The following is a 26227-nucleotide window of genomic DNA, read 5'->3' as shown; positions in this document are numbered from 1 at the left end:
GACCACAGGTCAGCCCCGGTTCACATCCGATCATCAGGGCGCGCGGCCGCTCACTCCTCGACGCTGACCGGAATGTGTTGGTAGCGGCTGGGCCCGGAGCCAGCCGAATCGGGACCGGGGTCATCGGGCGGTGAACCGTCGGGACCGGGCCCGGGCGCACCGTCCTCGTCGATCATCGCCCGCAGCATCGTCACCAGGGCCACGCTGTGCTCGGCGACCACGGTCAGCAGCGGGTGCTGCTCACCGTTGACGAGGGCGGCCAGCGCACAGACCGGACACCACACCTGCTGACACTTGCCGGGCGCGCTGCCCGCGGTCATCGCAGCCCCGGCGCGCACGGCGGGGTCCAGCCGGTCCAGGATCGCCTGGGCCAGCGCGCGCAGTTCTGGCCCAAGATCGGGATGGGGGCCGGTCACGCGGGCCACACCTCCGGATTGGGTCGAAAGCGCACGGTCAGCTCGGTCCCGCGCAGTGCCGCGTCCACCACGATGCACCGCCGCAGAACCGACGCCAGTCGCACGCGGCGCCGCATTCCTGCCGCGCCGATGATCAAGTCGTCGTCGACCCGGCCCAGCGACAGCGTGCCCGGATCGATTTGCGGCAACTCTAACCGCATCCGGTAGATCGCATCGACCCCCGAGCCGGATTCGCGATCCACCACGGGTTTCAACGGACCAGGCGGTGGCGAGCCATCGCGGCGGCGGGCGCTGTCGAGCAGCTGGCCCAGCGCCTTGGCGCCGATCGGCTCACCGGCAAGGTGCGGAGCCAGCACCAGCTGCACATCGCCGATCGCGGTGGACAGTTCGTCGAGCACCGCCTGCTGTTCGACGATCCGCTCGGAGTACCAGTCGAAGGCCGGATGTTCGGGCAGATTGCGGTACTCGTACGAATCGTCTTGGACCAGAATCTGATTGACGAAAAGCTCGGCGACCCGCACCCCCATCAGCACCAGCGAGCCCAGGGTGCGCACGGCCTCGGCGGCCACCACCCGTTCGGCGGTGAGCACCAGATGGGCGCTGACCCGCTGCGCGTCGGTCAACAGGGCGGACAGTCCCTCGACCCCGCCGGCGATCCCCTCGATCACCGCGACGGTGGCCGCGCTGTGCGCACTGTCGATCGCCGCACTGAGCCGGCGATGCCGGGGCCAGGCCCGCTCGATGTACATCGCGAACGCCGCGGGCAAGGTCAGCATGCGCATCGCGTCGGCGGTCGATGCGCAGTCGACGACGACGTAATCCCACCGGCCCGAGTCGGCCAGTGCGGCCACCTCGGCGAGGCCGAGCACCTCCTGAATACCGGGAAGGGCCGAAAGTTCCTCCGGGGCAACGTCTTTGAGGTCAGAATTCGGGAACCTGGCGGCCAGCACCGGCGCGATGGCCCGCCACCTGCCCTCCAGCAGGGCCAAGGTGTCCAGGGCCAGGGCGTCGAGGTGGCCACCGCCGACCGCGTCGGTGCCCTCCTCGGTGAGAATCCGGACCGGTTCGCGCCCGCCGGTGGGCGGTACCGCGACACCGAGAACGTCGCCGAGCGAGTGGGCCTGATCGGTGGACACGGCCAGCACACGTTCACCGGCCAGCGCCGCCCGCACCGCCGTCGCGGACGCCAGCGTCGACTTGCCTACGCCACCCTTGCCGACGAAGAAGCTGATCCGGGCCTGATCAGATAGGCCCGCATCGGCGGGGGCGTCACCGGGGGTCACTCAGCCCTCGACCCATTTCTTCAGGTCCTTGAGTGCGGTGTCGGTCAGCCGCCGCTCGGCCTTGCGCTTGAGCAGCCCGATCATCGGGATCATCAGATCGACGGAGAGCTCGTAGGTGACATCGGTTCCAGAACCCTTGGGAGCCAACGTATATGCGCCGTCTAGCGCCCGCAGCAGCGAGCTCGAGACCAGCGACCAACTGACGGACTTGCGGTCGGCGGGCCAGCGGTAGGACAGCACCATCGTGTCCTTGAGGACCGCGGCGTCCAGCACCAGGCGGGCGGTCAGTGGGTAACCCTGTTCGTCGGAATCGAGAACCTCGGTCTCCTTGTATTCCGAGACCCACTGCGGGTACGCCCCGATATCGGCGATCGCGTCCATCACAGTGCGGGGATCCGCGTCGATGTAGATGGTCTGCGCCGTCTTGTCAGCCACTGTTGCCAATTCCCGTCGCTATTGCGCTGCGCGACCCGACAAGATCACGCTCCCTCGGCCACAAACGGTACCCTCCCCGTTGCACGCGTGACCCGATATCAGTGCCCGGGTGCGACCCCTACCGGGCGGGCCGCCTCCAGTGTGGTTTTCACCTCGAACGCCATCCGCTTACCGGCCACCCTGCGCTGATGGTTCAGCTTGGGCAGGTTCATCTTGGCCAGCTGCCAGGCCGCCGCACCCGACGGTTCGGCGTGCAGAAAGTAGTGCAGCAGCACGCCGTCCAGCACCGGCTCCAGCCAGATCTCCATGGTGCCGGTCAGCGGACCGGTCACCGTCCAGCGCACGCCCTTGTCGGCCCGGTCCTCGACGACCTCCAGCCGCAGATCCGGCCACCACCGGCGCCAGCTCGCCCGATCCGCGACCGCACGCCCGACCGCCGCCGGATCGGCCGCGACGAACGTCTCGTCGGCGACCTGGATGCTGTTCATGGGCACAAGCTTCACATATCCGGCCCCCGCACTGGCCACCTGCCCGGTGACTAGGCTGGTCGGCATGCGTGAATTCAGCGTTCCGGCGTCGTTCACCATCGGTGAACACGACAATGTGGCCAGCTCGGTCTACGAGCACGAACGCACCGATCCGAACCATGTGATCGCCCAGCGGCTCGTCGACGGCGCCTGGACCGACGTCACCTGCGCCGAGATGGCGGCCCAGATCCGCTCGGCGGCGCTGGGATTGATCGCCGACGGTGTTCAGGCCGGTGACCGGGTGGCGATCCTGTCGGCGACGCGCTTCGAGTGGGTGGTCCTCGACTACGCCATCCTGTCGGTCGGCGGAGTCACCGTGCCGATCTACGAAACATCCTCGGCCGAGCAGGTCCAGTGGGTGCTCGAGGATTCCGGCGCCGTGCTGGTGTTCACCGAGACCGAGGCGCACGCGCAGATGGTCTCCGAATTGCGCTCCGCGTTGCCTGCCCTGCGCAACGCGCTGGGCATCGAGTCGCTCGGCACGCTGGCCTCGAGTGCCGATCCCGCGGAACTGGAGCGGCGTCTCCAGCAGCTTCGCTCCAGTGACCCGGCCACCCTGATCTACACGTCGGGAACCACCGGCCGGCCCAAGGGCGTTGCGCTGACCCACGCCAACCTGCTGTCCGAAACCCGTGGTGCCACAGCGTGTTTCCCGACGCTGCTGCGCCAGAACGAACGTCTTCTGGTCTTCCTGCCGCTGGCGCACGTGCTGGCCCGCGCGCTGTCGATGACGGCGTTCGCCAACAAAGTCACCCTCGGCTACACCAGCGATATCAAGAACCTGGTGCCGATGCTGCAGGTGTTCAAGCCGACGATCGTGGTGTCGGTTCCCCGGGTGTTCGAAAAGGTCTACAACACAGCCGAATTGAACGCCCGCGACAGCGGCAAGGGCCGGATCTTCGAACTCGCCGCCAAGACGGCGATCGCCTACAGCGAGGCGCTGGAATCCGGCTCCCCCAACCTGATACTCAAGGCAGCCCACGCCGTGTTCGACCGGCTGGTCTACGGCAAGCTGCGCGGGGCCCTCGGTGGCGACTGCCACGCCGCGATCTCCGGCGGCGCGCCGCTGGGCAAGCGGCTGGGCCACTTCTACCGCGGCGTCGGGCTGTCGATCTACGAAGGCTACGGCCTGACCGAGACCAGCGCGGCGATCACGGTGAACCGGATCGGCGAGCTCAAGGTCGGCACCGTCGGAAAGCTGGTGCCCGGCAACAGCATGGCGATCGCCCAGGACGGTGAGCTACTCGTCAAGGGCGGCGTCGTGTTCGACGGCTACTGGCGCAACGAGAAGGCCACCGCGGAGGCGATCATCGACGGCTGGTTCCACACCGGCGACCTGGCCAGCGTGGACGCCGACGGCTTCGTGTCGATCACCGGCCGCAAGAAGGAGATCATCGTGACCGCGGGCGGCAAGAACGTCGCCCCCGCGGTGCTCGAGGACGCACTGCGGGCGCATCCGCTGATCAGCCAGGCCATGGCCGTCGGCGACAACCAGCCGTTCATCGGCGTGCTGATCGCCATCGACCCCGAGGCGTTCGACGTGTGGAAGTCGCACCACGGCAAGCCCGCGGGCGCCTCGGTCGGCGATCTCCGCGAGGATCCCGATCTGGTCGCCGAGATCGAGTTGGCCATCAAGGACGCCAATCAGCATGTGTCGCATGCGGAATCGATCCGCAAGTTCCGAATTCTGCCGTCCGACTTCACCGAAGCGACCGGCGAGCTGACACCGACGCTTAAGGTCAAGCGCAACGTTGTGGCGCAGAAGTTCGCCGAGGAGATCGCCGCCATCTACGCGAAGTGACGCGGTGCAGCAGCCAGGCCAACGGAATCGTGACACCCAGCGTCAGTCCGAACAAACCCGGCAGTGAGCCGGTGAACAGCGGCCAGCCCAGTGCGCTCACCACGATGGCCATCACCAGCACGTGCAGCAGGAAGATCTCGTAGGAGATCTCACCGAGCCACGTCATCGGCCTGCTGGCCAGCATCCGGTCGAACAGCGCGCCCCCGCCCAGCGTCGGCGCGGCCACGATCAGCGTCGCGATCGCGGCATAGAGCAGCGTCTTGGTGACCGCCGCACCGCCCAACGAGGTGGACACCAGCAGGAAGAGCGCCACGGCGACCGGCACCAGAAGTGCGGCGCGCCAGCGCACCCCCATGACGTGCAGCACCGCCACCGCCATCCCGCCCGCGAACGCGGCCAGGTGCGCCGGCAGCCACATCCCCGCCGAATTCGGTAGCCAGTCGGTGCTGTTCCGCACGATCAGCCACACCGGACTGATCGCGGCCAGGCCCACCAGGCCGGCCAGCAGCCGCCCCGGCCGCCACCGGTCGCCGCAGAGCACCACCAGCAGCAGGTGGGCCAGCAGCGGCAGCACCGCATAGAACGCCACCTCCACGGCCAGGCTCCAGGTCTGCGACAGGCCCCGGTGCAGGTAGGTCAACAGGTAGTTATCGGTGTAGATCTGGGTCAGTGTGAGGTGCCGGATCAGGCCCGACAGGCTCTGACCGGGGTTGGGCCCGGTGGAATAGAAGGAATAGATGCCGTAGGCCGCGACGACGGTCACCACATAGGCGGGCATGATCCGGCGCAACCGGCGCCGGGCGTAGACCCGCGCCGAAGGGGCCGCCGTCGCGTCGGCCGCGGCGACGACCCACGCGCGGAACAGCAGGAAACCCGACAGCGCGAAGAAGATCGACACCCCGACCTCGAGGCGCGCCCACACCAGGCCGATGTAGCCGTGGGAGAGCTTGCCGGTCGCGAACGCCGCGTGGGTGCCGACCACCAGCAGCGCCGCCAGGGCGCGCAGCCCGGTCAGCGCGTCCAGCCGACCACCGATCGACCGGGATACACCGGTGCGCAGGTCGAGGTCGGGGCTGGCGAGCACCCCGGCGAGGGTACCCGTCAGATCAAGCCGGCCACGAAGTTCGCAGCCTGATCGGGGTATGGCGGCAGTTCGTAGTTGCTGTGCGCGGCACGGTCGAGGCCGGCCGAACAGATCGGGTCACCGCCGCTGCAGATGTCGATGGCCCGTCCGGCGAACTGGCCCGTGCTCGACAACGGGGAGCCGAACCGGGCTCCCGGATTGCCGAACACCGCGACCGCGGCGACCTGGCCGGCGCCGGCCGGTGGCAGCGGCGGGGCCGAGCCGATGCTGCCGATCCGCTGCCCGACCGGCGGCACCCCGGCCAGCATCGACACCGCCGCCGCACCCTGCGAGAAGCCGCCGAGCACCAGCCTGGTCTGCGGGCACCGCGCGCCCATGTCCGCGATGCGGGCGGCCGCGTCGTCGGCTCCCGAGGCCGCCGCGAGAAAGTTGAAGCTGGCCGGGTAGTTCACCGCGTAGGTGTCCATGGTTCGGTCACCCAGCCGGGGTGCGAGCGCGTCGACCAGGGCTTGGCCGACGCGTCCCAGGCCTGGCGGCTCACCGGTGCCGCGGGCGAAGATCACCTCGACGTCGGGGCAGTCGTCGGCCGTGGCGACCCCGGCCGGGACCAGCAGCGCCGCCGCGGCGGCCAGGACGGCACCGAGTGTGGCAACACGGTTCATCGGCTCATCGTCACACGGGGTGATCGGCCGGACGCAGGAGTTCGGAAAGCCGCGACGTGTGGGCGGCCCAACTCCAGTCCGTCTCGACCCATCGCCGGCCGGTCTCCCCCATCCGCGCGCCAAGTGCGGGGTCGGCCAAGATGCCCGAGACCGCCTCGGCGATCTGTGCGACCGAGCGTCCGTCGACCACCCGGCCCGTCTCGCCTTCCTGCACGGCCTCCGGGGCGCCGCCGGAGTCACCGGCGACCACCGGCACACCGGTGGCCGACGCCTCCAGGAACACGATGCCAAGACCTTCCACATCGAGGCCGGAACCCCTTGTGCGACAAGGCATCGCAAAGACATCGGCCATCGCGTAGTGGCCGGGCAGTTCGGCGCCGGGCACTGCGCCGGTGAATACGACGTCGGCTGTCACACCGACGGTCTCGGCCAGCTTGTGCAGATCGTCGGCGTAGGGCCCGCCCCCGACGATCACCAGAACGGCGCCGGGGACCCGGCGGCGGATCTCGGGCAGCGCCTTGATCAGCATGTCCTGGCCCTTGCGGGGCACCAGCCGGGACAGGCAGACCACCGTCGGCCGGTCGCCGAGTCCGTAGCGGGCCCGCAGTTCGGCTCTGGCGGCGGGGTCCGGCCGGAACCGCTGGGAGTCGACGCCGGGCGCCAGGTGTTCCAGGGCGGCGTTCGGGCCGAATGCCGAGGCGATCCGGCCGCGGGTGTAGTGGCTGATGAACGTGACGACGTCGGTGTCGGTACCAATGCGCCGCAGCGCCGACCGGGCGACGGGCAGCATGGACCAGCCCACCTCATGGCCGTGGGTGCTGGCCACCACTCGGCGTGCACCGGCACTGCGGGCGCGGTTGGCCAACAGTGCCAGCGGCGCCGCCGCACCGAACCACACCGTTTCGATGTCGTGTTCGGCGATCAGGGCGCGCATCCGCCGGTCCACGCCGGGCTCGGGCAGCATCAGGGTGCCGGGATGGCGCACGATGCGGTAGCCGGCGGCCCGGTCGTACTCGGGCGCACCCTTCCACTTCGGCGCGTAGACGGTGAGCTGGTGGTCGCCGGTATCGACGAGCCGGTCGACGAACTGCTCGAGATAGGACTGGATGCCGCCACGACGGGGCGGAAAGTCATTGGTGACCAGCAGGATCCGCGTCATCGCCACCTACGCTAGCGGGTCAGCCACTGCGCCCAGCGGGCGCGTAGTGCGGTCATGTCGGTGTGCAGCGCCCGCTGAACCGCGGTCGCGAAGTCGCTGTGACCGGGTCCGCAGGCTTCGGCGTAGAGCCGGCGCAGCGCGTCGACGCCGTAGGTGTCGGCGACGAACCGGGCGAACCACCAGGCGCGGTCGTAGCCCCGCTCGCGCTGCGGGCCCGCCACGTCGAGGTCGGCGTCGGCGGGCAGCGCGGTGTTCGCCGCGGCATCCGGCGGGAGCGGCTCCGGTGGACGAGCCACGAAGTCGGCCGTCCCCTCGAGCAGCCAGCGCGGCGCGTCGAGTGCGGTGTCGGCGCGGGCGGCGAAGTGAAATAGCTCGTGGGTCAACACGATTCGCAGGGCCCCCTCGCTCATGTCGGCGGCGCCGGGGGCGAACACCATCCGCTGACCGCTGGCGTGACGGTGCTCGAAGTCGACGTGGTCGGCGACCGACACCGCGGCGATGTCGTTCCATTGCCCGTTCGGGTCGAGACCGGCCTGAGCGATGAACTGCGCCTGTGAATCGGTGGCGATCACGACGATCTCGCGGTCCCAGTCGGTGCCCCAGAACTTCTCGACGGCGCCGACGGCGGCGCCGATATCGCCGGCGATGCGGGTGAGCAGGTCATCGGTGCGAGTGCCGCCCAGGCTGATCAGGCGCACGGTGCGACCGTCGCCGACCACCAGGGGTGTCGGCGCGGGCACGGCGGTGCGCGGCGAGGGCGGAGCGGTAGGCGGCGTGGCGGTCAACACCGAAGCGGCCGTGAGCAGTTCAGCGACCAGAACGACGGCGAGGACGGCCGAGAGCCGGCGTCGCCACCGGTCAGTAGCGACGGACGTTGTAGATCGGGGCGTTGTTCACCGGCGAGATCATCACCGGGCGGCCGAATGTCGAGGCGTGAACCATCATTCCGTCGCCGATGTAGATCGCCGAGTGCGACGCGTCGGAGTAGTAGTTGACGACGTCACCGGGCTGCATCTGGTCCATCGAGACCGGCTGGCCGCCGTTGGCCAGCGCCTGGCTGGAGTGCGGCAGGAAGATGCCTGCCTGCTGGAAGGCCCACATGACCAGCCCCGAGCAGTCGAATTGGTTGGGTCCGGAGCCACCCCACACGTAGGGGTCGCCGATCCGGGTCAGCGCGGCCTGCACGGCGACCGCGCCTTGATCGCTACCGGGGCCCGGGACAGGCACGGCGGCCATCGGGATGACCTGCGCGGCGTCGGGCGGCGGCGCGTCCGGGAGCGCGTCGGGTGGCGGAGGCGCCGGCAGCGCATCCGGCGGCGGGGGCGCATCGGCGAGCGGAGGCAGACCCGCGGGTGCACCGAGCGCCAGGATGTCGGCCGGCGGCGGCGGTCCGGGGGCGGCCAGCGCCGTGCGCTGATCCGGGGTCAGGGTCTGATACCGCGACTTCACGGCCGCGATCTGGACCTGCAGCTGGGACTGCTTACGTTGCAGATCGGCCCGCACCGCGGCGGCCTGTTCGGCGGCCGTCTTGGCATCGGACGCCGACTTGGCGGATTCGGCCTCGGCCTGGCGAAGCCGGTCGTTGGCCTGCCGGTAGTTCTGCATCTGGGCCGACATCTCGGTGGCCATCGCGCGCTGCACGGTCAGCTTGTCGATCAGGCCCTGCGGCGACTCGGCGGTCAGGATCGCGCTCAGGCCGTCAGTGCTGCCACCCATGTACACAGCGACAGCAAATTTGTCGACCGCGGTCTGGTAGGTCGCCAACTGGGCTTTGGCAGCATCCGCCGCGGCCAGATCATCGGTGTGCTTCTTCTCGGCAACGCCTTCGGCCTGCAGCTTCTTGTCGAGATCAAGCTGAGCGGAATGCATCGACTCGGTGAGCTGTTCTGCCTGTCGTGACAGTTCGTTCAGCTTGGCCACCGCGTCTTCGGCGGGATCGGCGTGCACTGAGCCGGAGATAACGCACGAAAAGAGAGTGAGCCCCGCAATCCCACCTACTAGAGGGCGTTTGAAAACGCGTTTAGTCAGGTACCTGCGGTCAAAGCTCAAGATTGTGCATCCTTTAAGTGCCGTCGATGTTGTTGCATCGAGTGCCTTAGGTCTCGATCAGGTTACGAAATGGCATCGGCGTTGTCCAACCAGGGAGACACTTCTCAAGAGACTCTCAGCCTCACCGGCCACACCAGCCACAACCTGCCAACCAACCTATCAGGCCACTAGCTCGCGAGCCCGGAACCTCCGTGGCGGTGGATCGGAACCAGCTTCAACCGCGGCGCAAGACCGGCCTCTGCCAGCACCTCCAGCGCGACCCGCTCGTCCTCCAGCAAAGTCTCCGGTACGCCGAGCAGCACGCTCACCACACAGTCGCGGCAGCCTGGCCCGCGTACCGCACAGTCGTCGCAGTCGATGACGACCGGTTCCGTCGGGTCTGTTCCCATCTCGGGGTCTCCTCTCATCCTGTTGGCCGCACGCTAACGTCGGCCACCGACAAGTCCGGGCCGCGCGGCGCGCCATCGGTGTCCTGTCGGTAGGGCTGCTTAGCGTCATGACCGTGCCGCAGCTGAGCTTTGCCGACGTCGACCCGGCCGCCGATGTCTCGCTGCGGGAGACCACGTTCGTGGTCGTCGACCTGGAGACCACCGGCGGGCGCGCGACGGCTTCGCCGAACGGGCTGCGCGACGCCATCACCGAGATCGGCGCGGTCAAGGTCCGCGGCGGCGAGGTGCTCGGCGAGTTCGCCACCCTGGTGGACCCGCAACGGTCCATCCCGCCGCAGATCGTTCAGCTCACCGGGATCACCACCGCGATGGTGCACGACGCCCCCACCATCGCCGCGGTGCTGCCGATGTTCCTCGAATTCGCCCGCGGCGCCGTCCTCGTCGCGCACAACGCCGGCTTCGACATCGGTTTCCTTCGTTCGGCCGCCGAACAGTGCGGCATCACCTGGCCCCGCCCACCGGTGCTGTGCACGGTGAAACTGGCCCGCCGGGTGCTCACCCGCGAGGAGGCGCCCAGCGTGCGGCTGGCCACACTGGCCGCACTCGTCGGCTCGGCCACCCGGCCGACCCACCGCGCCCTCGACGACGCCCGCGCCACCGTCGACGTGCTGCACGCGCTGATCGAGCGAGTCGGCAATCAGGGCGTGCACACCTATACCGAGCTGCGCGGGTTCATGCCCAATATCTCCAATGCCCAACGCGGCAAACGGGTTCTGGCCCGCAACCTGCCGCACCGGCCAGGCGTGTACCTGTTTCGCGGACCCACCGGCGAGGTGCTCTACATCGGCACCGCGACCGATCTGCACCGCCGGGTGGGCCAGTACTTCACCGGCGCGGATCCGCGCGGCCGGATGAAGGAGATGGTCGGCCTGGCCACCAAGGTCGACCACGTCGAGTGTGCCCACCCGCTGGAGGCCGGGGTGCGCGAGCTGCGGCTGCTGGCCGCTCACGCGCCGCCGTACAACCGGCGCTCACGTTTTCCGCACCGCTGGTGGTGGGTGGTGCTGACCGACGAGGCGTTCCCCCGACTGTCGGTCGTGCGCGAACCGCGTCACGACCGCGCGATCGGCCCGTTCCGGTCGCGGGCCGACGCCGCCGACACCGCCGATCTGGTGGCCCGATTCACCGGGGTGCGCACCTGTACGTCGCGCATCGCACGCGGTGCCGAGCACGGCCCGGCCTGCCCGGTGCGCGAGGTCTCCCCCTGTCCCGCACCGCGCGGCATCGCCGCCGCCGACTACGCGGCCGCACCGCTGCGGGCCGCCGCACTGATCGCCGGTCTGGACAACAGCGCGCTCGGCGCGGCCGTCGAGCAGGTGAGCGAGCTCGCCGGGCGCGCCCGCTACGAGAGCGCGGCCCGGCTGCGCGATCACATCGCCGCGGCCGTCGACGTGCTGTGGCGCGGGCAGCGCCTGCGCGCGCTCGCCGCGGTGGAGGAGCTTGTCGTCGCGGGCCCCGACGGCGCCGGCGGCTGGCAGCTCGCGGTCGTGCGACACGGCCAGCTCGCCGCGGCCGGGGTGGCTCCCCGTCGCGTCCCGCCCATGCCCGTCGTCGAAGCGCTGCAGTCCTGCGCGCAGATCGTGCTGCCCCGGCCCGCGCCCCTCGGCGGCGCGCTGGTCGAGGAGACCTCCCTGATCGCGCGCTGGCTCAACAGTCCCGGCGTCCGAATCGTAAGCGCCACAACAGGTTTGGCCACACCCGTGGCCTCAGCCGGCCCGTGGGCGCAGTGGTCGGCCACTGCACGCTCCGCGCGGCTGGCCGCCCAGCAGACCGAGTCAGAGCTCCTGTTGCGTGAACCGCACCCAACGCGCCAGGAGCTGCTCGGCCGCACCGGAGTCGATCGCCTGGGCGGCACGGGCCAGCCCGTCCTCCCAGGACGGCAACCATTCGGCGTGGCTGGATAGCCCGCTGTGGGCGACCAGCGCGCCCGCCGCATTGAGGATCACCGCGTCCCGCACGGGTCCCTGCGCCCCGCCCAGCACCTCGCGGGCCGACTGCGCGTTCTGCTCGGCCTCGCCGCCGACGAGCTCCTCGATGCGGGCCCTGGCGAAGCCGAAACCCAGCGGATCGAACGTGAGCTTGTCGATGGTGCCGGCCTGCACCCGCCAGATGGTGCTGGTGGTCGTCGTGGTCAGCTCGTCGAGACCGTCGTCGCCGTGCACCACGAGCACGCTGCAGCGCCGGGCCGCGAACACCCCGGCCATCACCTCGGCCAGATCGCCGAACGCACACCCGATCAGCCCCGCCCGCGGGCTGGCCGGATTGGTCAGCGGGCCAAGCAGATTGAACACCGTCGGGGTGCCGATCTCGCGGCGCGGCGGCCCGGCGAACTTGTAGGACGGGTGGAAGACCGGCGCGAAGCAGAAGCCGATGCCGACCTCGGCCACGCTGCGGGCCACCTCGTCGGGGCCCAGGTCGATCCGCACCCCGAGTGCCTCGAGCATGTCGGCCCCGCCGCTCTTGGACGAGGCGGCGCGGTTGCCGTGCTTGACCACCGGCACGCCCGCGGCGGCGACCACGATCGCCGCCATCGTCGAGAGGTTCACGGTGTTCGCCTTGTCGCCGCCGGTGCCGACGATGTCGACGGTGTCGGTGCCGATGACATCGGTGGGCACCATGCGTGCGTATTGCAGCATCGTGTCGGCCAACTCACGCACCTCGGCGGGCGTCGGGCGCTTCATCTTCATCGACACGCCGAAGGCCGCGATCTGGGCCGGCGTCGCGGCCCCGGTCATGATCTCGTCCATCGCCCACCTCGCCTGCCCCGGCTCGAGTTCGCGGCTGGCCGTCAACCGGTCCAGGACCTGCGGCCATGACGAATTCGGCGCGTCGGCGCCGGACGGGGAAACGGGGCGAGTCACGCGCCGATATTCCCATGCCGCACGGGAACTCCACACCCCGGTTTTCCGACAGTTATGACTAATTCGGGCCCTGGCTGTACCTCAACAACTACAAAGCGTCATACTTCTTCATGTGACGAGCGCTGTTGGCACATCGGGAACTGCGATCACATCGCGCGTACATTCGCTGAACCGGCCGAACATGGTCAGTGTTGGCACCATCGTGTGGCTTTCCAGTGAACTGATGTTCTTTGCTGGGCTGTTCGCGATGTACTTCACTGCCCGTGCACAGTCCGGTGGCGCATGGCCGCCGCCACCGACCGAACTGAACCTGTATCAGGCGGTTCCGGTGACGCTGGTGTTGATCGCGTCGTCGTTCACCTGCCAGATGGGGGTGTTCGCGGCCGAGCGGGGTGACGTCTACGGGCTGCGCCGCTGGTACGTGATCACGTTCCTGATGGGCCTGTTCTTCGTCGGCGGCCAGGCCTACGAGTACTACCACCTGGTCACCCACGGCACGACGATCCCGGGCAGCGCCTACGGCAGCGTGTTCTACCTCGCGACCGGCTTCCACGGCCTGCACGTCATCGGCGGTCTGGTCGCCTTCATTCTTCTTCTGCTGCGCACAGCGATGAGCAAGTTCACGCCCGCCCAGGCGACTGCGGCCATCGTCGTGTCCTATTACTGGCACTTCGTCGACATCGTGTGGATCGCCCTGTTCGCGACGATCTACTTCATCCGATGAGAAGGGGTTCGATGCTCAAGAGATCGGCGCGGGTGAAGGAACCGATGAGCGACAAGTCGCGTCGTCGGCTTCGTCGCCGCCTGACCGGAGCGGTGCTGCTGCTGGTCGGCCTCGGCTTCGCCGGCGGTCTGGCCGCCACGCTGACGCCCACACCGCAGGTCGCGGTGGCCGACGAATCGCAGTCGGCCCTGCTGCGCACCGGCAAGCAGCTGTTCGACACCTCGTGTGTCAGCTGCCACGGCGCCAATCTCCAAGGCGTGCAGGGCCGCGGCCCCAGCCTGATCGGTGTCGGTGAGGCCGCGGTGTACTTCCAGGTCTCCACCGGCCGGATGCCGGCAATGCGCGGCGAAGCCCAGGCCCCGCGTAAGGACCCGATCTTCGACGAGTCCCAGATCGACGCGCTCGGCGCCTACGTCCAGGCCAACGGCGGCGGTCCGCTGGTTCCGCGCGATGCCAACGGCCAGGTCGCCGATCACTCGCTGCTCGGCAACGACGTCGCCCGCGGCGGCGACCTGTTCCGGCTGAACTGCGCCTCGTGCCACAACTTCACCGGCAAGGGCGGCGCGCTGTCGTCGGGTAAGTACGCGCCCGACCTCGAGCCGGCCACCCCCGCGCAGATCTACACCGCGATGCTGACCGGCCCGCAGAACATGCCCAAGTTCGGCGACCGCCAGCTCTCGCCCGAGGAGAAGCGGGACATCGTCGCCTACGTGCGCATGGCCACCCGCGCGCCGGATCCCGGCGGCTACGGCCTCGGCGGCTTCGGACCGTCGTCCGAAGGTATGGCTATCTGGATTATCGGGATGGTCGCGTGCATCGCGGCGGCGCTGTGGATCGGAGCAAGATCATCATGAGTGACGTGAATCGGCCGAGCGACGAACAGCTCGCAGCGATGTCACGCGAGGAGCTCCTGGAGCTCGGCGGCAAGCTCGACGGCGTCGACATCATCCTCAAGGAGGATCGCTGGCCGGTCGAGGGCACCAAGGCGGAGAAGCGCGCCGAACGTCTGGTCGCAACCTGGCTGCTCGTGGGCGGCCTGTTCGGCCTGGCGCTGCTGGTGGTGTTCATCTTCTGGCCGTGGCAGTGGGACGGCAGCAACGAGACCTCGCTGTCGGAGTTCGCCACCCCGCTCTACGGGCTGACCTTCGGCATGTCGATCCTGGCGATCGGCATCGGCGCGGTGCTCTACCAGAAAAAGTTCATCCCCGAAGAGATCACCGTTCAGGACCGCCACGACGGGCGCTCCCCGGAGATCGAGCGCAAGACCGTGGTGGCCAACCTCACCGATGCGCTCGAAGGCTCGACGATCAAGCGGCGCAAGCTCGTTGGGCTGTCGCTGGGGATCGGGCTCGGCGCGTTCGGCGCGGGCACGCTGGTGGCCTTCATCGGCGGCCTGATCAAGAACCCGTGGAAGCCGGTGGTTCCCACCGCCGAAGGCAAGAAGGCAGTCCTGTGGACGTCGGGCTGGACCCCGCGGTTCGCCGGCGAGACCATCTTCCTGGCCCGGGCGACCGGCCTTCCCGGCCAGTCACCGTTCGTCAAGCTGCGGCCCGAGGACATCGACGCCGGCGGCATGGAGACGGTGTTCCCGTGGCGTGAGAGCGACGGCGACGGCACCACCGTCGAGAGCCACGAGCGATTGAGCGAAATCGCGATGGGCGTGCGTAATCCGGTGATGCTGATCCGCATCAAGCCGGTCGACATGGGCAAGGTGGTCAAGCGCGCAGGCCAGGAGAGCTTCAACTTCGGCGACCTGTTCGCCTACACGAAGGTCTGCTCGCACCTGGGCTGCCCGGCCTCGCTGTACGAACAGCAGACCTACCGCATCCTGTGCCCGTGCCACCAATCGCAGTTCGACGCACTGCATTTCGCACGGCCGATCTTCGGCCCGGCTGCGCGCGCGTTGGCGCAGCTGCCGATCACCATCAACTCCGACGGGTATCTGGTCGCCAACGGTGACTTCGCCGAACCCGTCGGACCCGCATTCTGGGAGCGCACATCATGAGCCCAAAACTCGCTGATGCATTGGCCGCGCAGGGTGATGCGATCGATTCTCGCTACCACCCCTCGGCGGCGGTACGACGCGGCATCCTGAACAAGGTCTTCCCCACGCACTGGTCGTTCCTGCTGGGTGAGATCGCCTTGTACAGCTTCATCGTGCTGCTGCTCACCGGCGTGTACCTCTCGCTGTTCTTCGACCCGTCGATGGCCGACGTCACGTATCAGGGTGTCTACCAACCCCTTCGGGGCGTCGAGATGTCCAAGGCGTTCGCGTCGGCCCTCGATATCAGCTTCGAGGTCCGCGGCGGCCTGTTCGTGCGCCAGGTCCACCACTGGGCCGCGCTGCTGTTCGCCGCGGCGATCATGGTGCACCTCGCCCGCATCTTCTTCACCGGCGCCTTCCGCCGGCCCCGTGAGGCCAACTGGGTGATCGGTTCGTTGCTGCTGATCCTGGCGATGTTCGAGGGCTACTTCGGTTACTCCCTGCCCGACGATCTGCTGTCCGGTATCGGTCTGCGCGCCGCGCTGTCGTCGATCACGATGAGCGTGCCGATCGTCGGAACCTGGTTGCACTGGGCGCTTTTCGGCGGCGACTTCCCCTGCGGTGGCGTCGGCTACCAGTGCAGCGCGGTGGGCACCATGCTCCCCCGGATGTATGCCCTGCATATCCTGCTGATCCCGGGAATCATCCTGGCGCTCATCGGTGCCCACATGGCGCTGGTCTGGTTCCAGAAGCACACCCAGTTCCCCGGCCCCGGGCGCACCGAGAAGAACGTCGTCGGCGTGCGCGTCATGCCGGTGTTCGCGGTGAAGTCCGGCGCGTTCTTCGCGATGACCACCGGCATCCTGGGCCTGATGGGCGGTCTGCTGCAGATCAACCCGATCTGGCAGCTCGGCCCCTACAAGCCCTCGCAGGTGTCGGCCGGTAGCCAGCCCGACTTCTACATGATGTGGACGGAAGGTCTGGCCCGTATCTTCCCGCCGTGGGAGCTGTACTTCTGGCACCACACGATCCCGGCGGCGTTCTGGGTCGCGATGTCCATGGGCATCGTGTTCGGCCTGCTGACGATGTATCCGTTCCTGGAGAAGAAGTTCACCGGGGACAACGCGCACCACAACCTGTTGCAGCGCCCGCGTGACGCTCCGACGCGCACCGCGATCGGCGCGATGGCGATCTCGCTGTACATGGTCTGGACGCTGGCGGCCATGAACGATGTCATCGCGCTGAAGTTCCACATCTCGCTGAACGCGACGACGTGGATCGGCCGTATCGGCTCGCTGGTGCTGCCGCCGCTGATCTTCTTCATCGCCTACCGGTGGGCGGTCGGCCTGCAGCGCAGCGACCGTGACGTGCTCGAGCACGGCATCGAGACCGGCATCATCAAGCGGCTGCCGCACGGTGCCTACATCGAGATCCATCAGCCGCTGGGTCCGGTCGACGAGCACGGCCACCCGATTCCGCTGGAGTACGCCGGCGCGGCATTGCCCAAGCGGATGAACAAGCTGGGCTCGGGCGGCAAGACCGGCCACGGCAGCTTCCTGACCGCGGACCCGGCGTCCGAGGATGCCGCGCTCAACGAGGCCGCACACGCCTCCGAGCACCGGGCGCTCACCGCACTGCGCGAATGGCAGGACGGCGAGCACAACGGCAATGGCAACGGAAGCGGCAACGGCCAGCACTAGGCACACAACGAAAGAACCCCGGGCCCACAGGGTCCGGGGTTCTTTCGTTGAGTGAGCGCCCCAACCGCATTGAGACCGCACACAGCACGCACTCGTCGAATGAGCGCTCAGGTCCCAATCTGCGCTGGATTCGCAGACCTCAGCGCTCACTCGATGAGCGAAGCGCGCCCGAGACCGCACCCGGCGCATTGAGACCGCACACAGATCGCGATCTGAGCCAGATCTTCACCCTCAGCGCGGTCTCAAGGAGACTCTCGCCAGAGCTAAACCGGCACAGCCTCCTCCACCGCGCCGTGCAGCTGGCGCAGATAGGTGACCGGGACGGCGGGCATGGCGATGGTGATGACCGCGGCCAGGCCCAGCCCCACCCACGCTGCGGTGTCGTTGTCCACCGCCAGCAGATACGTCGCGGTCGAGACGCCGACCAGCGCCAGGCCGATGGCACCCGCGAGCATGACCGTGCAGCGCAGCCACAACCGGTCCAGCTCGGTGGCCGGGATCAGCGGATCGGCCCGCCGGGAAGCCGACGACTGGGCGAAGTCGGGCTGATAGCGCTCGTACGGGTCCACCGTCGAGCCGAACACCTTCAGCTTCTCGGTAGGAGCCTCTGTGCCGCGCACAGGGGCCACTGGCGGTGTCGTGGACCGTTGCGCGGCGGGCGCCTTGGCCGGATCCGGCGGACTCAGCCGCGCATCGGCCAGCGCGGTGCGACGGGCCCGGATCAGCAGCGGGATCGCGCCGACGATGATCAGCGCCGACACCACGATGATGCTGTACAGCAGCCACGGGGTTCGCGAGGCGTCGTTACCCGCGGTGTGGCCGCGGCTCATGTCGACCAGCGCGACGATCGCGATCACGGTCACGGCCAGCAGCACCAGCCAGATCGCGCCGCACACCCCGACCAGCAGGCGATCCACGGTCTCCGGTGAACGGCGGTCCTCTTCGTCGGCAGCCATCAGCAGCTCGTCTGCGCGGCGTTGTTCTGATTGGACGACAACACGACTCCGTCGCTGGTCGTGATCGAGCAGTTCAGCCTGCTGACCAGGAACAGGCTGGACGCCTGCACCGAGCCGACATCGGACTGCGAGATCGGTGTGACTGTCAATGACCACGGGATGTACACATTGCGCTGGGTGCGCTGGCGGCCGGAGGCGTCCACGTAGGTCACCGAGATGATGTCACCGGGCGCCTTGGTACCGGTGACCGAATAGGTCACCTGGCGCGGGCCGGCCGGCGGCGTGGTCGTGGTGGTCGTCGGGGGCGGCGGGGCCGTCGTCGTGGTCACAGGTGGTGGTGCCTCCGTCGTTGCTGGCGGGGGTGGTGGCGGCGGTGGCGGCGGTTCCGTAGTCACCGTCACCGTCTCCGGGGGCGGCGGTGGTGGCTCTTCGGTCGTCGGCGGCGGTGGCGGTGGCGGTGGAACAGTGGTGGTGATCTCGTCCTGCACTGGCGGGGGTTTGACCGTCGTCGTAGTGGCCGGAATCGCCAGCTGATCGGTGTCGGTGCTGGTCACCAGCAGCGAGACCGAAACCACGAGCGCGATGGCCGCCACGATGGCGGTGACCCCGACGACCCACGGCCACCTCGGCGGCTGCGCCTCGTCGATGTATTCGGTACCCGCCTCATAGCTGTCGTAGTCGTACAGCGCGGGATCGGGCGCGACGAAGGGGCCGGCCGTGTACTGCTCGGATTCCGGCGCGGAATAGGCCTGAAAGCCCGTACCGGTGGGTGTCTCACCCCGGTCGCCCGACTCCTCATCCGGCGGATTCGGCCCGCTCATGCTCGCCTGTCCTCTTTCGACTACATCACCGCGGCACGCGGGCCTAGGACTGGCACGCAGCGTGCCGACGGCTCCCGTTGCCCTGGCAAGACCCTACCCAACCGGGAGCCCCGGCTGCGTCGCAGCACACCGTTGGAGGCAAGTGATGTCGCGATTGTGACCTTCGCGTCTGGGATCAGTGCTTCTCAGGACCGATGTAGTACTCGAACACCAGGCCGCACACCGCCGCGATCACAAAGACCACACCGGCGGCAATCAACCAGGGCAGCCACAGGGCGGCGCCGACGGCAGCGGTAGAGAAGGACAAGGCGATCAGGATGGGCCACCAGCTGTGCGGCGCATAGAAGCCCAACTCCCCTGCGCCGTCACTGATTTCAGCGTCCTCGTAGTCCTCAGGGCGGGTGTCGAGGCGGCGGGCCACGAACCGGAAGAAGGTGCCGGTGAGGAACGACAGGCCGGCGGTGAGCACCAGCGCGGTGGTACCCGCCCACTCGACGCCGCCGTACTGGAACAGGGCGGTCAGCACGCCGTAGACGACCGCGGCGAGGACGAAAAAGGCGGTCAGGATTTCGAAGAGCCGAGCTTCAATATGCATCTGCTAGTCCCCTACTTGCTCGCCTGCGGGATCACTTGCTCGCCCCGACGGGTGTCGAACGGGTGGGTGGTGGTGGCCACCGGTGACTGGTTGATCGCCTGCAGCGCCTCGGCGTTGGTCTTACCGGCGATACGCGCCTGCAGGTAGGCCTTGAAGTCGTTGGCCGAGACCACCCGGACCTCGAAGTTCATCATCGAGTGGTAGGTGCCGCACATTTCGGCGCAGCGCCCGACGAACGCGCCGGTCTCGGTGATCTCGGCGACCTGGAACTTGTTCTCGGTGTGGTTGGCTTCCGGGTTCGGGAAGACGTCACGCTTGAACAGGAACTCCGGCACCCAGAACGAGTGGATGACGTCGGCCGAGGCGATCTGGAACTCGATGCGCTTGCCTGCCGGCACCACCAGGACCGGGATCTCGTTGCTGGTGCCCAGCGTCTCGACCTTGTCGAAGTTCAGGTAGGTGCGGTCCTGCGAGTTCAGGCCGCGCACCGCGCCGACCTTCTCCTCGCCGTGGGCGTCGACACCCTCGGGCTTGGAGACCATCGCCTCCTTGCGCGCGGCGTCAGCACCGTCGTAGTTGAACGTGCCGTCCTTGAAGTCGACCTTCTGGTAGCCGAACTTCCAGTTCCACTGGAACGCCGTGACGTCGATGACGACCTCGGGATTGGGATCCCGGTGCATCATCTTCTCCTGCACGACGACCGTGAAGTAGAAGAGCACGGAGATGATCAGGAACGGAACGATCGTGAGCACCAGCTCCAGCGGCATGTTGTAGCCGAACTGGCGGGGCAGCTCCTCGTCGACCGGGGCGCCCTTCTTCTTGCGGTGGAAGGCCATCGCCCAGAAGGTCAGCGCCCACACGATCACACCGACGACGAGCGCGGCGATGACCGACCAGACCCACAGGTCGCGGTTGGTCTGCGCCTCCGGGGTGATGCCCTTGGGCCAGCCAAGGCCGAACACTTCCTGGTAGCTGCACCCGCTGAGCGCGAGCGCCAGCGCACCGAAGGTGACAGCTAGCGCCAGTACCCGGAATCGGGAACCGCGGGTCTTCACGTTGGCGCCTCCTGCATCGGGACTGTTCTGGCCCACCCACACCGCATTTTTCTCGTCGCGGGAACTTTCCGCGAATCGAATACTACGCAGCGTAGACCACGCTCGAACACCCAGCCCGACACATCGGGCAGTTGCGGCATACTAGGCCCGGTGTGCGGACTGCTTGCCCTGGTTACCGACCCCGCAAGCACCGTTACTCCGCCCCTAGTCGAGGCGGTCGCGGGCGCGTCGCATCTCATGCGGCACCGGGGTCCCGACGAGCCGGGCACGTGGTCGGACGACCGGGTCGTGCTCGGGTTCAACCGGCTTTCGATCATCGATATCGCGCACTCGCATCAGCCGCTGCGCTGGGGACCGCCCGATGAGCCCGACCGCTACGTGCTGGTGTTCAACGGCGAGATCTACAACTACCTGGAATTGCGCGCCGAGCTCACCGAGCAGTTCGGCGCGGCGTTCGCCACCGACGGCGACGGTGAGGCGATCGTCGCCGCCTATCACCACTGGGGCACCGCGGCGCTGAGCCGGCTGCGCGGCATGTTCGCGTTCGCGCTCTGGGACACCGCGACGCAGGAATTGTTCTGCGCCCGCGACCCATTCGGCATCAAGCCACTGTTCATGGCGACCGGCCCGGGCGGCACCGCCGTCGGCAGTGAGAAGAAATGCCTGCTGGGCCTGGCGGTCGAGGTCGGGATCAACCTGGCGATCGACGGCCGCGCGTTGCAGCACTACACGGTGCTGCAGTACGTGCCCGAGCCCGAGACGCTGCAGCGCGGGATCCGCAGGCTCGAGTCGGGCTGCTACGCGGTGATCCGCCCCGGCGAGCAGCCGATCATCAGCCGCTACTTCGTACCCAAATTCGGCGCCACAGCGTTCAAGGCCGGCGACGAGCAAGCCCGCTACGACGAGATCACCGCGGTCCTGGAGGACTCGGTGGCCAAGCACATGCGCGCCGACGTGACGGTGGGGGCGTTCCTGTCCGGCGGTATCGATTCGACGGCGATCGCCGCCCTGGCGATCCGGCACAACCCGCGGCTGATCACGTTCACCACCGGGTTCGAGCGGGAGGGCTTCTCCGAGGTCGACGTCGCGGTGGCATCGGCCGAGGCGATCGGCGCCCGGCACATCGCCAAGGTCGTCAGCCAGGCGGAGTTCGTGGCCGCGCTGCCCGAAATCGTCTGGTATCTCGACGAACCCGTGGCCGACCCGGCCCTGGTGCCGTTGTTCTTCATCGCCCGCGAGGCCCGCAAGCACGTCAAGGTGGTGCTCTCCGGCGAGGGCGCCGACGAGCTGTTCGGCGGGTACACGATCTACCGGGAACCCTTGTCGCTCAAGCCTTTCGACTATCTCCCCCGGCCGGTCCGCAAATCGCTCGGCCGGGCGTCGAAGCCGCTGCCGGAGGGTATGCGCGGCAAGAGCCTGCTGCACCGGGGCTCGCTGACGCTCGAGGAGCGCTACTACGGCAATGCCCGCAGCTTCTCCGACGAGCAGCTGCGCGCCGTGCTGCCCGGATTCAATGCGGGCTGGACCCATACCGACGTCACCGCCCCGATCTACGCCGAGTCGGCCGGCTGGGATCCGGTGGCGCGAATGCAGCACATCGATCTGTTCACGTGGCTGCGCGGCGACATCCTGGTCAAGGCCGACAAGATGACGATGGCGAACTCACTGGAGCTGCGGGTGCCGTTCCTGGACCCCGAGGTGTTCGCGGTGGCCTCCAAGCTGCCGTACGACCAGAAGATCACCCGCACCACCACCAAGTACGCACTGCGCCGCGCACTGGAGCCGATCGTGCCCGCACACGTGCTGAACCGGGCCAAGCTCGGCTTCCCGGTGCCGATCCGGCACTGGCTCCGCGCGGGCGAGCTGATGGACTGGGCCTACGGGATGATCGACAGCTCGCAGGCCGGTCATCTCGTCGACGTCGCCGCGGTGCGCGCCATGCTCGACGCGCACCGGGCCGGGGACAGCGATCACAGCCGACGGCTGTGGACGGTGCTGATCTTCATGCTGTGGCACGCGATCTTCGTCGAGAAGAGCATCGTGCCGACGATCAGCGAGCCGCACTACCCCGTGCAGCTCTAGGACTCCTGCTCGATCCCGGCCAGAATCAGGTCGATCCCCGTCAGGAACTGCTCGCGGTCATCATGGTCGCGCAGCTGCGCCGCGACCTGATGCACAAACGGGTATTCGGCGACGTCATGCCGCGTCCACGTGTCCGCAACCCCTGCCAGAAACGCCGAGCGATCGACCTCCCCCGGGAAAAGCCTTGCGTTAGCGGCATTTTGGCCGGCGACGCCCAGGATGTAGTGCACCAGCGCCGAGGCGCAATCGAACTGCCGCGACTCGGGAACGCCCAGCGCTTGCACCTGGGCACCGACGCTTTCGAAAATCCGCATCAGCGCCGTCCACGGCGCGTACGTGAAATAGGCACCCACCCAGGGGTGGGCCTCGAGGGCATCGAACAGCCCCAACGCGATCGCGCGGATCGATTCCTGGGGCGTCGCCGCAGTGACCACGTCGGACACGACGCAGGCGATGACGTGATCGGCGCCGGCGGCCAGCAATTCGTTCTTGTTCGCGACGTGCCAGTACAGCGCTCCGCTACCCGTGGCAAGGCGCGCCGCCAGCGCACGGAACGTCAACGCGTCTTCGCCGTCGCGATCGAGGATCTCGATCGCTGCTTCGACGATCCCGTCTCTGGATAGCGCCATGCCTCAGTTTGACACGACTGGAACGCTGTTCCACGATCGACACGGTGGAACATCGTTCCAGGAGCGCGAAAGGAAGCTATGACGACACCGGTCACGATCGTGGGCGCCGGCATCGGTGGGTTGATGCTCGCCCGGGTCCTGCACGTGCACGGCATCCCCGCGACGATCTATGAGTCCGAACCGTCGGCAGGAGCGCGCACTCAGGGCGGCCAACTCGACATCCACGCGGACAGCGGCCAGGCCGCGCTTGCGGCGGCCGGACTGACCGACGAGTTCCGCGCGCTCATCCACCACGGCGCGCAGGCGGCACGGGTGTTCGACCAGCACGGCACCCTGTTGTTCGACCAGCCCGACCACGGTACGGGCGAACGCCCGGAGGTACTCCGCGGCGACCTGCGCCGGACCCTGCTGGATTCGCTGCCCCGGGACGCGGTCCGCTGGGGCCACAAAGTTCTCGGCGTACACGCCCTGGGTGGCGGCAGGCACCAGCTGACGTTCGCCGACGGATCAACCGTCACCAGCGGCATGCTCGTCGGGGCCGACGGCGCCTGGTCGAAGATCCGGCCGCTGCTGTCCGGCGCGGAGCCGACCTACGCGGGCACCACGTTCGTCGAGACCTACCTGCACGACGCCGACGTGCGCCACCCGGCCGCGGCTCGAGCGGTCGGGGCCGGGGCGATGTTCGCGCTCGCCCCGGGGAGATGGATCGCCGCGCACCGCGAAGCGAACGCGGTGCTGCACACCTACGTTGCGCTGAACTGCCCGGCCGACCGGTTCGACGATGTCGACTTCGCCGACACACCCACCGCGACACACGCGGTGGCCGCCGAATTCGACGGCTGGGCAACAGAACTCACCGATCTGATCACCCGCACCGACACCGCGCCCGCTCTGCGCCCGATCTTCGCGTTACCGAGCGATCACCGCTGGGATCGAGTGCCGGGGGTCACGCTCGTCGGAGATGCCGCGCATCTGGCCCCGCCCGCGGGCGAAGGCGCCAACCTCGCGATGCTCGACGCCGCCGAACTTGCCACGGCACTTGCCGCACACCCCGACGACACCGAGGCCGCACTGGCCACGTACGAGGCAGCGATGTTCCCCCGCAGCCACGCATCAGCTGTCGAGGCACATCTGGGCCTCGAGCTCTACCTCGGCGACAGCGCGCCCTACGGGTTGGTCGACTTCTTCAGCCGGGGCTAAGACAGCGCGGCGTCGATCTCCGCGGCCGCGTCGGCGCCGTAAGCGTCCTTGATCCGCGCGATGCCTGCCGCCTTGTCGAAGGTCCACTCCTGCGGGCCCGGCGCTTCGAGCACCAGCGTCGCCACCAACGAGGCGAGCTGGGCGGCCCGCTCCAGGCTCAGCCCGGCACCGCGGCCGGTGAGGAACCCGGCGCGGAAGGCGTCGCCGATCCCGGTCGGGTCTTCCTTCTGGGTCTCGGGGAGCACGTCGACGTGGATGAAGGTGCCGTCACGGCCGACGAGGTCGACGCCGTTTTCGCCAAGCGTGGTGACGCGCAGCTGGATCTGGCTCATCACTTCGGCTTCCGACCAGCCGGACTTCTGCAGCAGCAGATCCCACTCGTAGTCGTTGGTGAACAGGTAGGTGGCACCGTCGATCAGCCTGCGGATCTCCTCACCATTGAGCCGGGCCAGCTGCTGGCTGGGGTCGGCGGCGAACGCCAGGCCCAGCGCACGGCACTCCTCGGTGTGCAGGAACATCGCCTCCGGGTCGTTGGCGCCGACGATCACCAATTCCGGTGCGCCGCTTCGCTCTACGAGGTCGGCGAGCTTGATGTCGCGGGCCTCCGACATCGCGCCCGGGTAGAACGACGCGATCTGGGCCATGTCCTCGTCGGTGGTGCAGACGAACCGCGCGGTGTAGGCGGTCTTGGAGACCAGCACGTTCGAGGTGTCCACGCCGTGCGCTTCCAGCCACTGGCGGTACTCGTCGAAATCCGAGCCGACGGCGCCGACCAACGTGGGGTTGCCACCGAGCAGTCCCATCGCGTAGGCCATGTTGCCCGCGACACCACCCCGGTGCACCACCAGATCGTCGACGAGGAAGCTCAGCGACACCTTCTGCAGGTGCTCTGCCAGGAGTTGTTCGGAGAACCGCCCGGGAAACCGCATCAGGTGGTCGGTGGCAATGGATCCGGTCACCGCGATCGCCACGTTGTGTCCGCCCTTCATTTGCTAATGGGACCAGCTCACCGTCGTGCGCTAGCCTGCGTACAAGAGCCGACTATATGGCCCGGCCTCGGTCCCGCTGCGGCGGGTGCGCGAAGTTCGGTGCCCACATAATCCCAGGGAGACTTATCGATGGCCGGCCCGATTCCGCCGCCGCACCAGCCGCCCCCGTACTCCGAGCCCTACCCGGAGGGGCAGTTCGGCCCCTATCCCGGTGTGTATCCCGGTGCGCTGCCGCCCCCGGTGGCCTACCCGAAGCCGAAAAAGCGCCTGGGCCTGTGGCTGGGCCTGGTCGCGCTGGTGCTGGTGGGTGTCGTCGTGGCGGGGGTTCTGGTCCTGCGCACCGGAGAGCCCGGCACGACGGCGGCCGGCGGATTCACCGAGGCGTCGGCCAAGTCGGCGATCACGAACTATCTGACCGCGCTGTCCAAGGGTGATTCCGAGACGATCGCGCGCAACAACCTGTGCGGCATGTACGACGGGGTCAAGGACCGCAAGTCCGATCTGGCGCTGGCCAAGCTGGCCAGCGACGCGTTCCGCAGGCAGTTCGCCGGGGCGGAGGTCACCTCGATCGACTCGATCGTGCCCTGGTCGAACTACCAGGCCCAGGTGCTGTTCACGATGAAGGTCGCCTCGTCGGGATCGCGCGGCACCCGCGGCGAGGAGCAGGGCGTGGCCCAGCTGCTGCGGCAGGGCAATCAGCTGCTGGTGTGCTCGTACCTATTGCGAACGGCCGCCCAGTACTGACTGGACGGCCGTTGCGACGAAG

General features: G+C 68.4%; 25 protein-coding genes and 1 pseudogene. 9 read left to right on the top strand and 17 right to left on the bottom strand.

Translation table 11 applies throughout. The features are described 5' to 3' along the window. Positions 1 to 50 precede the first annotated feature (50 nt). The 4 genes from EV580_RS17400 to EV580_RS17385 all read right to left on the bottom strand — a co-directional run bounded on the left by EV580_RS17400 (position 51) and on the right by EV580_RS17385 (position 2622). Positions 51 to 416: a hypothetical protein gene (locus EV580_RS17400; protein ID WP_133692458.1), complete on the bottom strand. Its 366-nt coding sequence runs from the start codon at positions 414 to 416 to the stop codon at positions 51 to 53. After that, positions 413 to 1699, bottom strand: a complete 1287-nt coding sequence (locus EV580_RS17395) for an ArsA family ATPase (protein ID WP_133692457.1) — start codon at positions 1697 to 1699, stop codon at positions 413 to 415. Before EV580_RS17395 ends, EV580_RS17400 begins: the two co-directional genes overlap by 4 nt. After that, positions 1700 to 2134, bottom strand: coding sequence for an SRPBCC family protein (locus tag EV580_RS17390; protein ID WP_133692456.1), 435 nt, complete (start codon positions 2132 to 2134; stop codon positions 1700 to 1702). Positions 2135 to 2232: 98 nt separating this feature from the next. After that, positions 2233 to 2622, bottom strand: a complete 390-nt coding sequence (locus tag EV580_RS17385; protein WP_133693109.1) for a polyketide cyclase / dehydrase and lipid transport — start codon at positions 2620 to 2622, stop codon at positions 2233 to 2235. A 64-nt stretch (positions 2623 to 2686) separates the two neighbouring features. Here EV580_RS17385 and EV580_RS17380 point away from each other — a divergent pair, with 64 nt between their 5' ends. Then, the gene (locus EV580_RS17380) at positions 2687 to 4462 is read left to right on the top strand and encodes an AMP-dependent synthetase/ligase (RefSeq protein WP_133692455.1); all 1776 of its coding nucleotides are present in this window, start codon (positions 2687 to 2689) and stop codon (positions 4460 to 4462) included. Here EV580_RS17380 and EV580_RS17375 read toward each other — a convergent pair. From EV580_RS17375 to EV580_RS17350, 6 genes are all read right to left on the bottom strand, one after another. Further along, entirely contained in the window at positions 4401 to 5546 is a 1146-nt protein-coding gene (locus EV580_RS17375; RefSeq protein ID WP_133692454.1) for an acyltransferase family protein, read from the bottom strand. The two genes, EV580_RS17380 and EV580_RS17375, sit on opposite strands and share 62 nt — an antisense overlap. A gap of 17 nt (positions 5547 to 5563) precedes the next feature. Beyond that, positions 5564 to 6208 (bottom strand): cutinase family protein, encoded by a 645-nt coding sequence (locus EV580_RS17370; RefSeq protein ID WP_133692453.1) that lies wholly within the window; start codon positions 6206 to 6208, stop codon positions 5564 to 5566. 10 nt (positions 6209 to 6218) lie between these two features. Continuing rightward, positions 6219 to 7367: a glycosyltransferase family 4 protein gene (locus tag EV580_RS17365; RefSeq protein WP_133692452.1), complete on the bottom strand. Its 1149-nt coding sequence runs from the start codon at positions 7365 to 7367 to the stop codon at positions 6219 to 6221. Positions 7368 to 7378: 11 nt separating this feature from the next. Continuing rightward, positions 7379 to 8155, bottom strand: coding sequence for a hypothetical protein (locus tag EV580_RS17360; protein ID WP_166654759.1), 777 nt, complete (start codon positions 8153 to 8155; stop codon positions 7379 to 7381). A gap of 70 nt (positions 8156 to 8225) precedes the next feature. Next, a complete protein-coding gene (gene ripC / locus EV580_RS17355; RefSeq protein WP_133692450.1) occupies positions 8226 to 9416 on the bottom strand; it encodes a peptidoglycan hydrolase RipC in 1191 nt (396 codons plus the stop codon). A gap of 167 nt (positions 9417 to 9583) precedes the next feature. Further along, positions 9584 to 9805, bottom strand: a complete 222-nt coding sequence (locus tag EV580_RS17350) for a hypothetical protein (protein ID WP_133692449.1) — start codon at positions 9803 to 9805, stop codon at positions 9584 to 9586. Positions 9806 to 9912: 107 nt separating this feature from the next. Here EV580_RS17350 and EV580_RS17345 point away from each other — a divergent pair. Then, positions 9913 to 11706, top strand: a pseudogene (locus EV580_RS17345) (DEDD exonuclease domain-containing protein); the annotation flags it as partial. Here EV580_RS17345 and trpD read toward each other — a convergent pair. Further along, the gene (trpD, locus tag EV580_RS17340) at positions 11641 to 12726 is read right to left on the bottom strand and encodes an anthranilate phosphoribosyltransferase (RefSeq protein ID WP_286171618.1); all 1086 of its coding nucleotides are present in this window, start codon (positions 12724 to 12726) and stop codon (positions 11641 to 11643) included. The pseudogene EV580_RS17345 and the gene trpD sit on opposite strands and share 66 nt — an antisense overlap. Before the next feature lie 112 nt (positions 12727 to 12838). Between trpD and ctaE the strand changes: the two genes are divergently transcribed. Genes ctaE through qcrB form a run of 4 tightly spaced genes read left to right on the top strand, consistent with a single transcriptional unit; the run spans position 12839 to position 17134 of the window. Next, positions 12839 to 13450, top strand: coding sequence for an aa3-type cytochrome oxidase subunit III (ctaE, locus tag EV580_RS17335; protein WP_133692447.1), 612 nt, complete (start codon positions 12839 to 12841; stop codon positions 13448 to 13450). Between the two features lie 11 nt (positions 13451 to 13461). After that, complete coding sequence (qcrC, locus tag EV580_RS17330) at positions 13462 to 14304, top strand: cytochrome bc1 complex diheme cytochrome c subunit (protein ID WP_208114631.1); 843 nt, start codon at positions 13462 to 13464, stop codon at positions 14302 to 14304. Further along, positions 14301 to 15455 carry a cytochrome bc1 complex Rieske iron-sulfur subunit gene (qcrA, locus tag EV580_RS17325; RefSeq protein WP_133692446.1) on the top strand — a complete coding sequence of 385 codons (1155 nt, stop codon included), beginning with the start codon at positions 14301 to 14303 and terminating at the stop codon, positions 15453 to 15455. Before qcrC ends, qcrA begins: the two co-directional genes overlap by 4 nt. Then, on the top strand, positions 15452 to 17134 hold the full coding sequence (gene qcrB, locus EV580_RS17320) for a cytochrome bc1 complex cytochrome b subunit (protein ID WP_133692445.1): 1683 nt from the start codon (positions 15452 to 15454) through the stop codon (positions 17132 to 17134). Before qcrA ends, qcrB begins: the two co-directional genes overlap by 4 nt. A 263-nt stretch (positions 17135 to 17397) precedes the next feature. Here the strand turns inward: qcrB and EV580_RS17315 are convergent, their stop codons facing one another. From EV580_RS17315 to ctaC, 4 genes are all read right to left on the bottom strand, one after another. Next, a complete protein-coding gene (locus tag EV580_RS17315; protein ID WP_133692444.1) occupies positions 17398 to 18090 on the bottom strand; it encodes a DUF2561 family protein in 693 nt (230 codons plus the stop codon). Then, entirely contained in the window at positions 18090 to 18911 is an 822-nt protein-coding gene (locus tag EV580_RS17310; RefSeq protein ID WP_133692443.1) for an MmpS family transport accessory protein, read from the bottom strand. Before EV580_RS17310 ends, EV580_RS17315 begins: the two co-directional genes overlap by 1 nt. Before the next feature lie 175 nt (positions 18912 to 19086). Then, complete coding sequence (locus EV580_RS17305) at positions 19087 to 19506, bottom strand: cytochrome c oxidase subunit 4 (RefSeq protein ID WP_133692442.1); 420 nt, start codon at positions 19504 to 19506, stop codon at positions 19087 to 19089. 11 nt (positions 19507 to 19517) lie between these two features. Further along, positions 19518 to 20597, bottom strand: coding sequence for an aa3-type cytochrome oxidase subunit II (gene ctaC / locus EV580_RS17300; RefSeq protein ID WP_286171616.1), 1080 nt, complete (start codon positions 20595 to 20597; stop codon positions 19518 to 19520). Between the two features lie 114 nt (positions 20598 to 20711). Between ctaC and asnB the strand changes: the two genes are divergently transcribed. After that, complete coding sequence (gene asnB / locus EV580_RS17295) at positions 20712 to 22643, top strand: asparagine synthase (glutamine-hydrolyzing) (RefSeq protein WP_133692440.1); 1932 nt, start codon at positions 20712 to 20714, stop codon at positions 22641 to 22643. On the opposite strand, the gene EV580_RS17290 is transcribed toward asnB, so the two are convergent. After that, positions 22640 to 23272, bottom strand: coding sequence for a TetR/AcrR family transcriptional regulator (locus tag EV580_RS17290; RefSeq protein ID WP_133692439.1), 633 nt, complete (start codon positions 23270 to 23272; stop codon positions 22640 to 22642). The genes asnB and EV580_RS17290 overlap by 4 nt on opposite strands. Before the next feature lie 78 nt (positions 23273 to 23350). Here EV580_RS17290 and EV580_RS17285 point away from each other — a divergent pair, with 78 nt between their 5' ends. After that, positions 23351 to 24472, top strand: coding sequence for an FAD-dependent oxidoreductase (locus EV580_RS17285; RefSeq protein WP_133692438.1), 1122 nt, complete (start codon positions 23351 to 23353; stop codon positions 24470 to 24472). Here the strand turns inward: EV580_RS17285 and EV580_RS17280 are convergent. Then, complete coding sequence (locus tag EV580_RS17280) at positions 24469 to 25443, bottom strand: carbohydrate kinase family protein (RefSeq protein WP_133693107.1); 975 nt, start codon at positions 25441 to 25443, stop codon at positions 24469 to 24471. The genes EV580_RS17285 and EV580_RS17280 overlap by 4 nt on opposite strands. 147 nt (positions 25444 to 25590) lie before the next feature. Here EV580_RS17280 and EV580_RS17275 point away from each other — a divergent pair, with 147 nt between their 5' ends. Then, on the top strand, positions 25591 to 26205 hold the full coding sequence (locus tag EV580_RS17275; protein WP_133692437.1) for an Rv0361 family membrane protein: 615 nt from the start codon (positions 25591 to 25593) through the stop codon (positions 26203 to 26205). Positions 26206 to 26227 lie beyond the last annotated feature (22 nt).

It is taken from the genome of Mycobacterium sp. BK086 (genome assembly GCA_004362315.1).
GTDB lineage: Bacteria > Actinomycetota > Actinomycetes > Mycobacteriales > Mycobacteriaceae > Mycobacterium.
Note: the sequence above shows the minus strand (reverse complement) of the source record. Positions and strands in the feature narration are given on the sequence as shown.

What these genes read in the sequence shown, in the direction of transcription:
- EV580_RS17310 (WP_133692443.1), bottom strand. Translation starts at nt 18,911, where the DNA reads ATGAGCGGGCCGAATCCGCCGGATGAGGAGTCGGGCGACCGGGGTGAG.
- EV580_RS17290 (WP_133692439.1), bottom strand. Translation starts at nt 23,272, where the DNA reads ATGGCGCTATCCAGAGACGGGATCGTCGAAGCAGCGATCGAGATCCTC.
- EV580_RS17350 (WP_133692449.1), bottom strand. Translation starts at nt 9,805, where the DNA reads ATGGGAACAGACCCGACGGAACCGGTCGTCATCGACTGCGACGACTGT.
- qcrC (WP_208114631.1), top strand. Translation starts at nt 13,462, where the DNA reads ATGCTCAAGAGATCGGCGCGGGTGAAGGAACCGATGAGCGACAAGTCG.
- EV580_RS17365 (WP_133692452.1), bottom strand. Translation starts at nt 7,367, where the DNA reads ATGACGCGGATCCTGCTGGTCACCAATGACTTTCCGCCCCGTCGTGGC.
- EV580_RS17370 (WP_133692453.1), bottom strand. Translation starts at nt 6,208, where the DNA reads ATGAACCGTGTTGCCACACTCGGTGCCGTCCTGGCCGCCGCGGCGGCG.
- EV580_RS17285 (WP_133692438.1), top strand. Translation starts at nt 23,351, where the DNA reads ATGACGACACCGGTCACGATCGTGGGCGCCGGCATCGGTGGGTTGATG.
- EV580_RS17385 (WP_133693109.1), bottom strand. Translation starts at nt 2,622, where the DNA reads ATGAACAGCATCCAGGTCGCCGACGAGACGTTCGTCGCGGCCGATCCG.
- EV580_RS17305 (WP_133692442.1), bottom strand. Translation starts at nt 19,506, where the DNA reads ATGCATATTGAAGCTCGGCTCTTCGAAATCCTGACCGCCTTTTTCGTC.
- EV580_RS17275 (WP_133692437.1), top strand. Translation starts at nt 25,591, where the DNA reads ATGGCCGGCCCGATTCCGCCGCCGCACCAGCCGCCCCCGTACTCCGAG.
- qcrA (WP_133692446.1), top strand. Translation starts at nt 14,301, where the DNA reads ATGAGTGACGTGAATCGGCCGAGCGACGAACAGCTCGCAGCGATGTCA.
- EV580_RS17315 (WP_133692444.1), bottom strand. Translation starts at nt 18,090, where the DNA reads ATGGCTGCCGACGAAGAGGACCGCCGTTCACCGGAGACCGTGGATCGC.
- EV580_RS17380 (WP_133692455.1), top strand. Translation starts at nt 2,687, where the DNA reads ATGCGTGAATTCAGCGTTCCGGCGTCGTTCACCATCGGTGAACACGAC.
- qcrB (WP_133692445.1), top strand. Translation starts at nt 15,452, where the DNA reads ATGAGCCCAAAACTCGCTGATGCATTGGCCGCGCAGGGTGATGCGATC.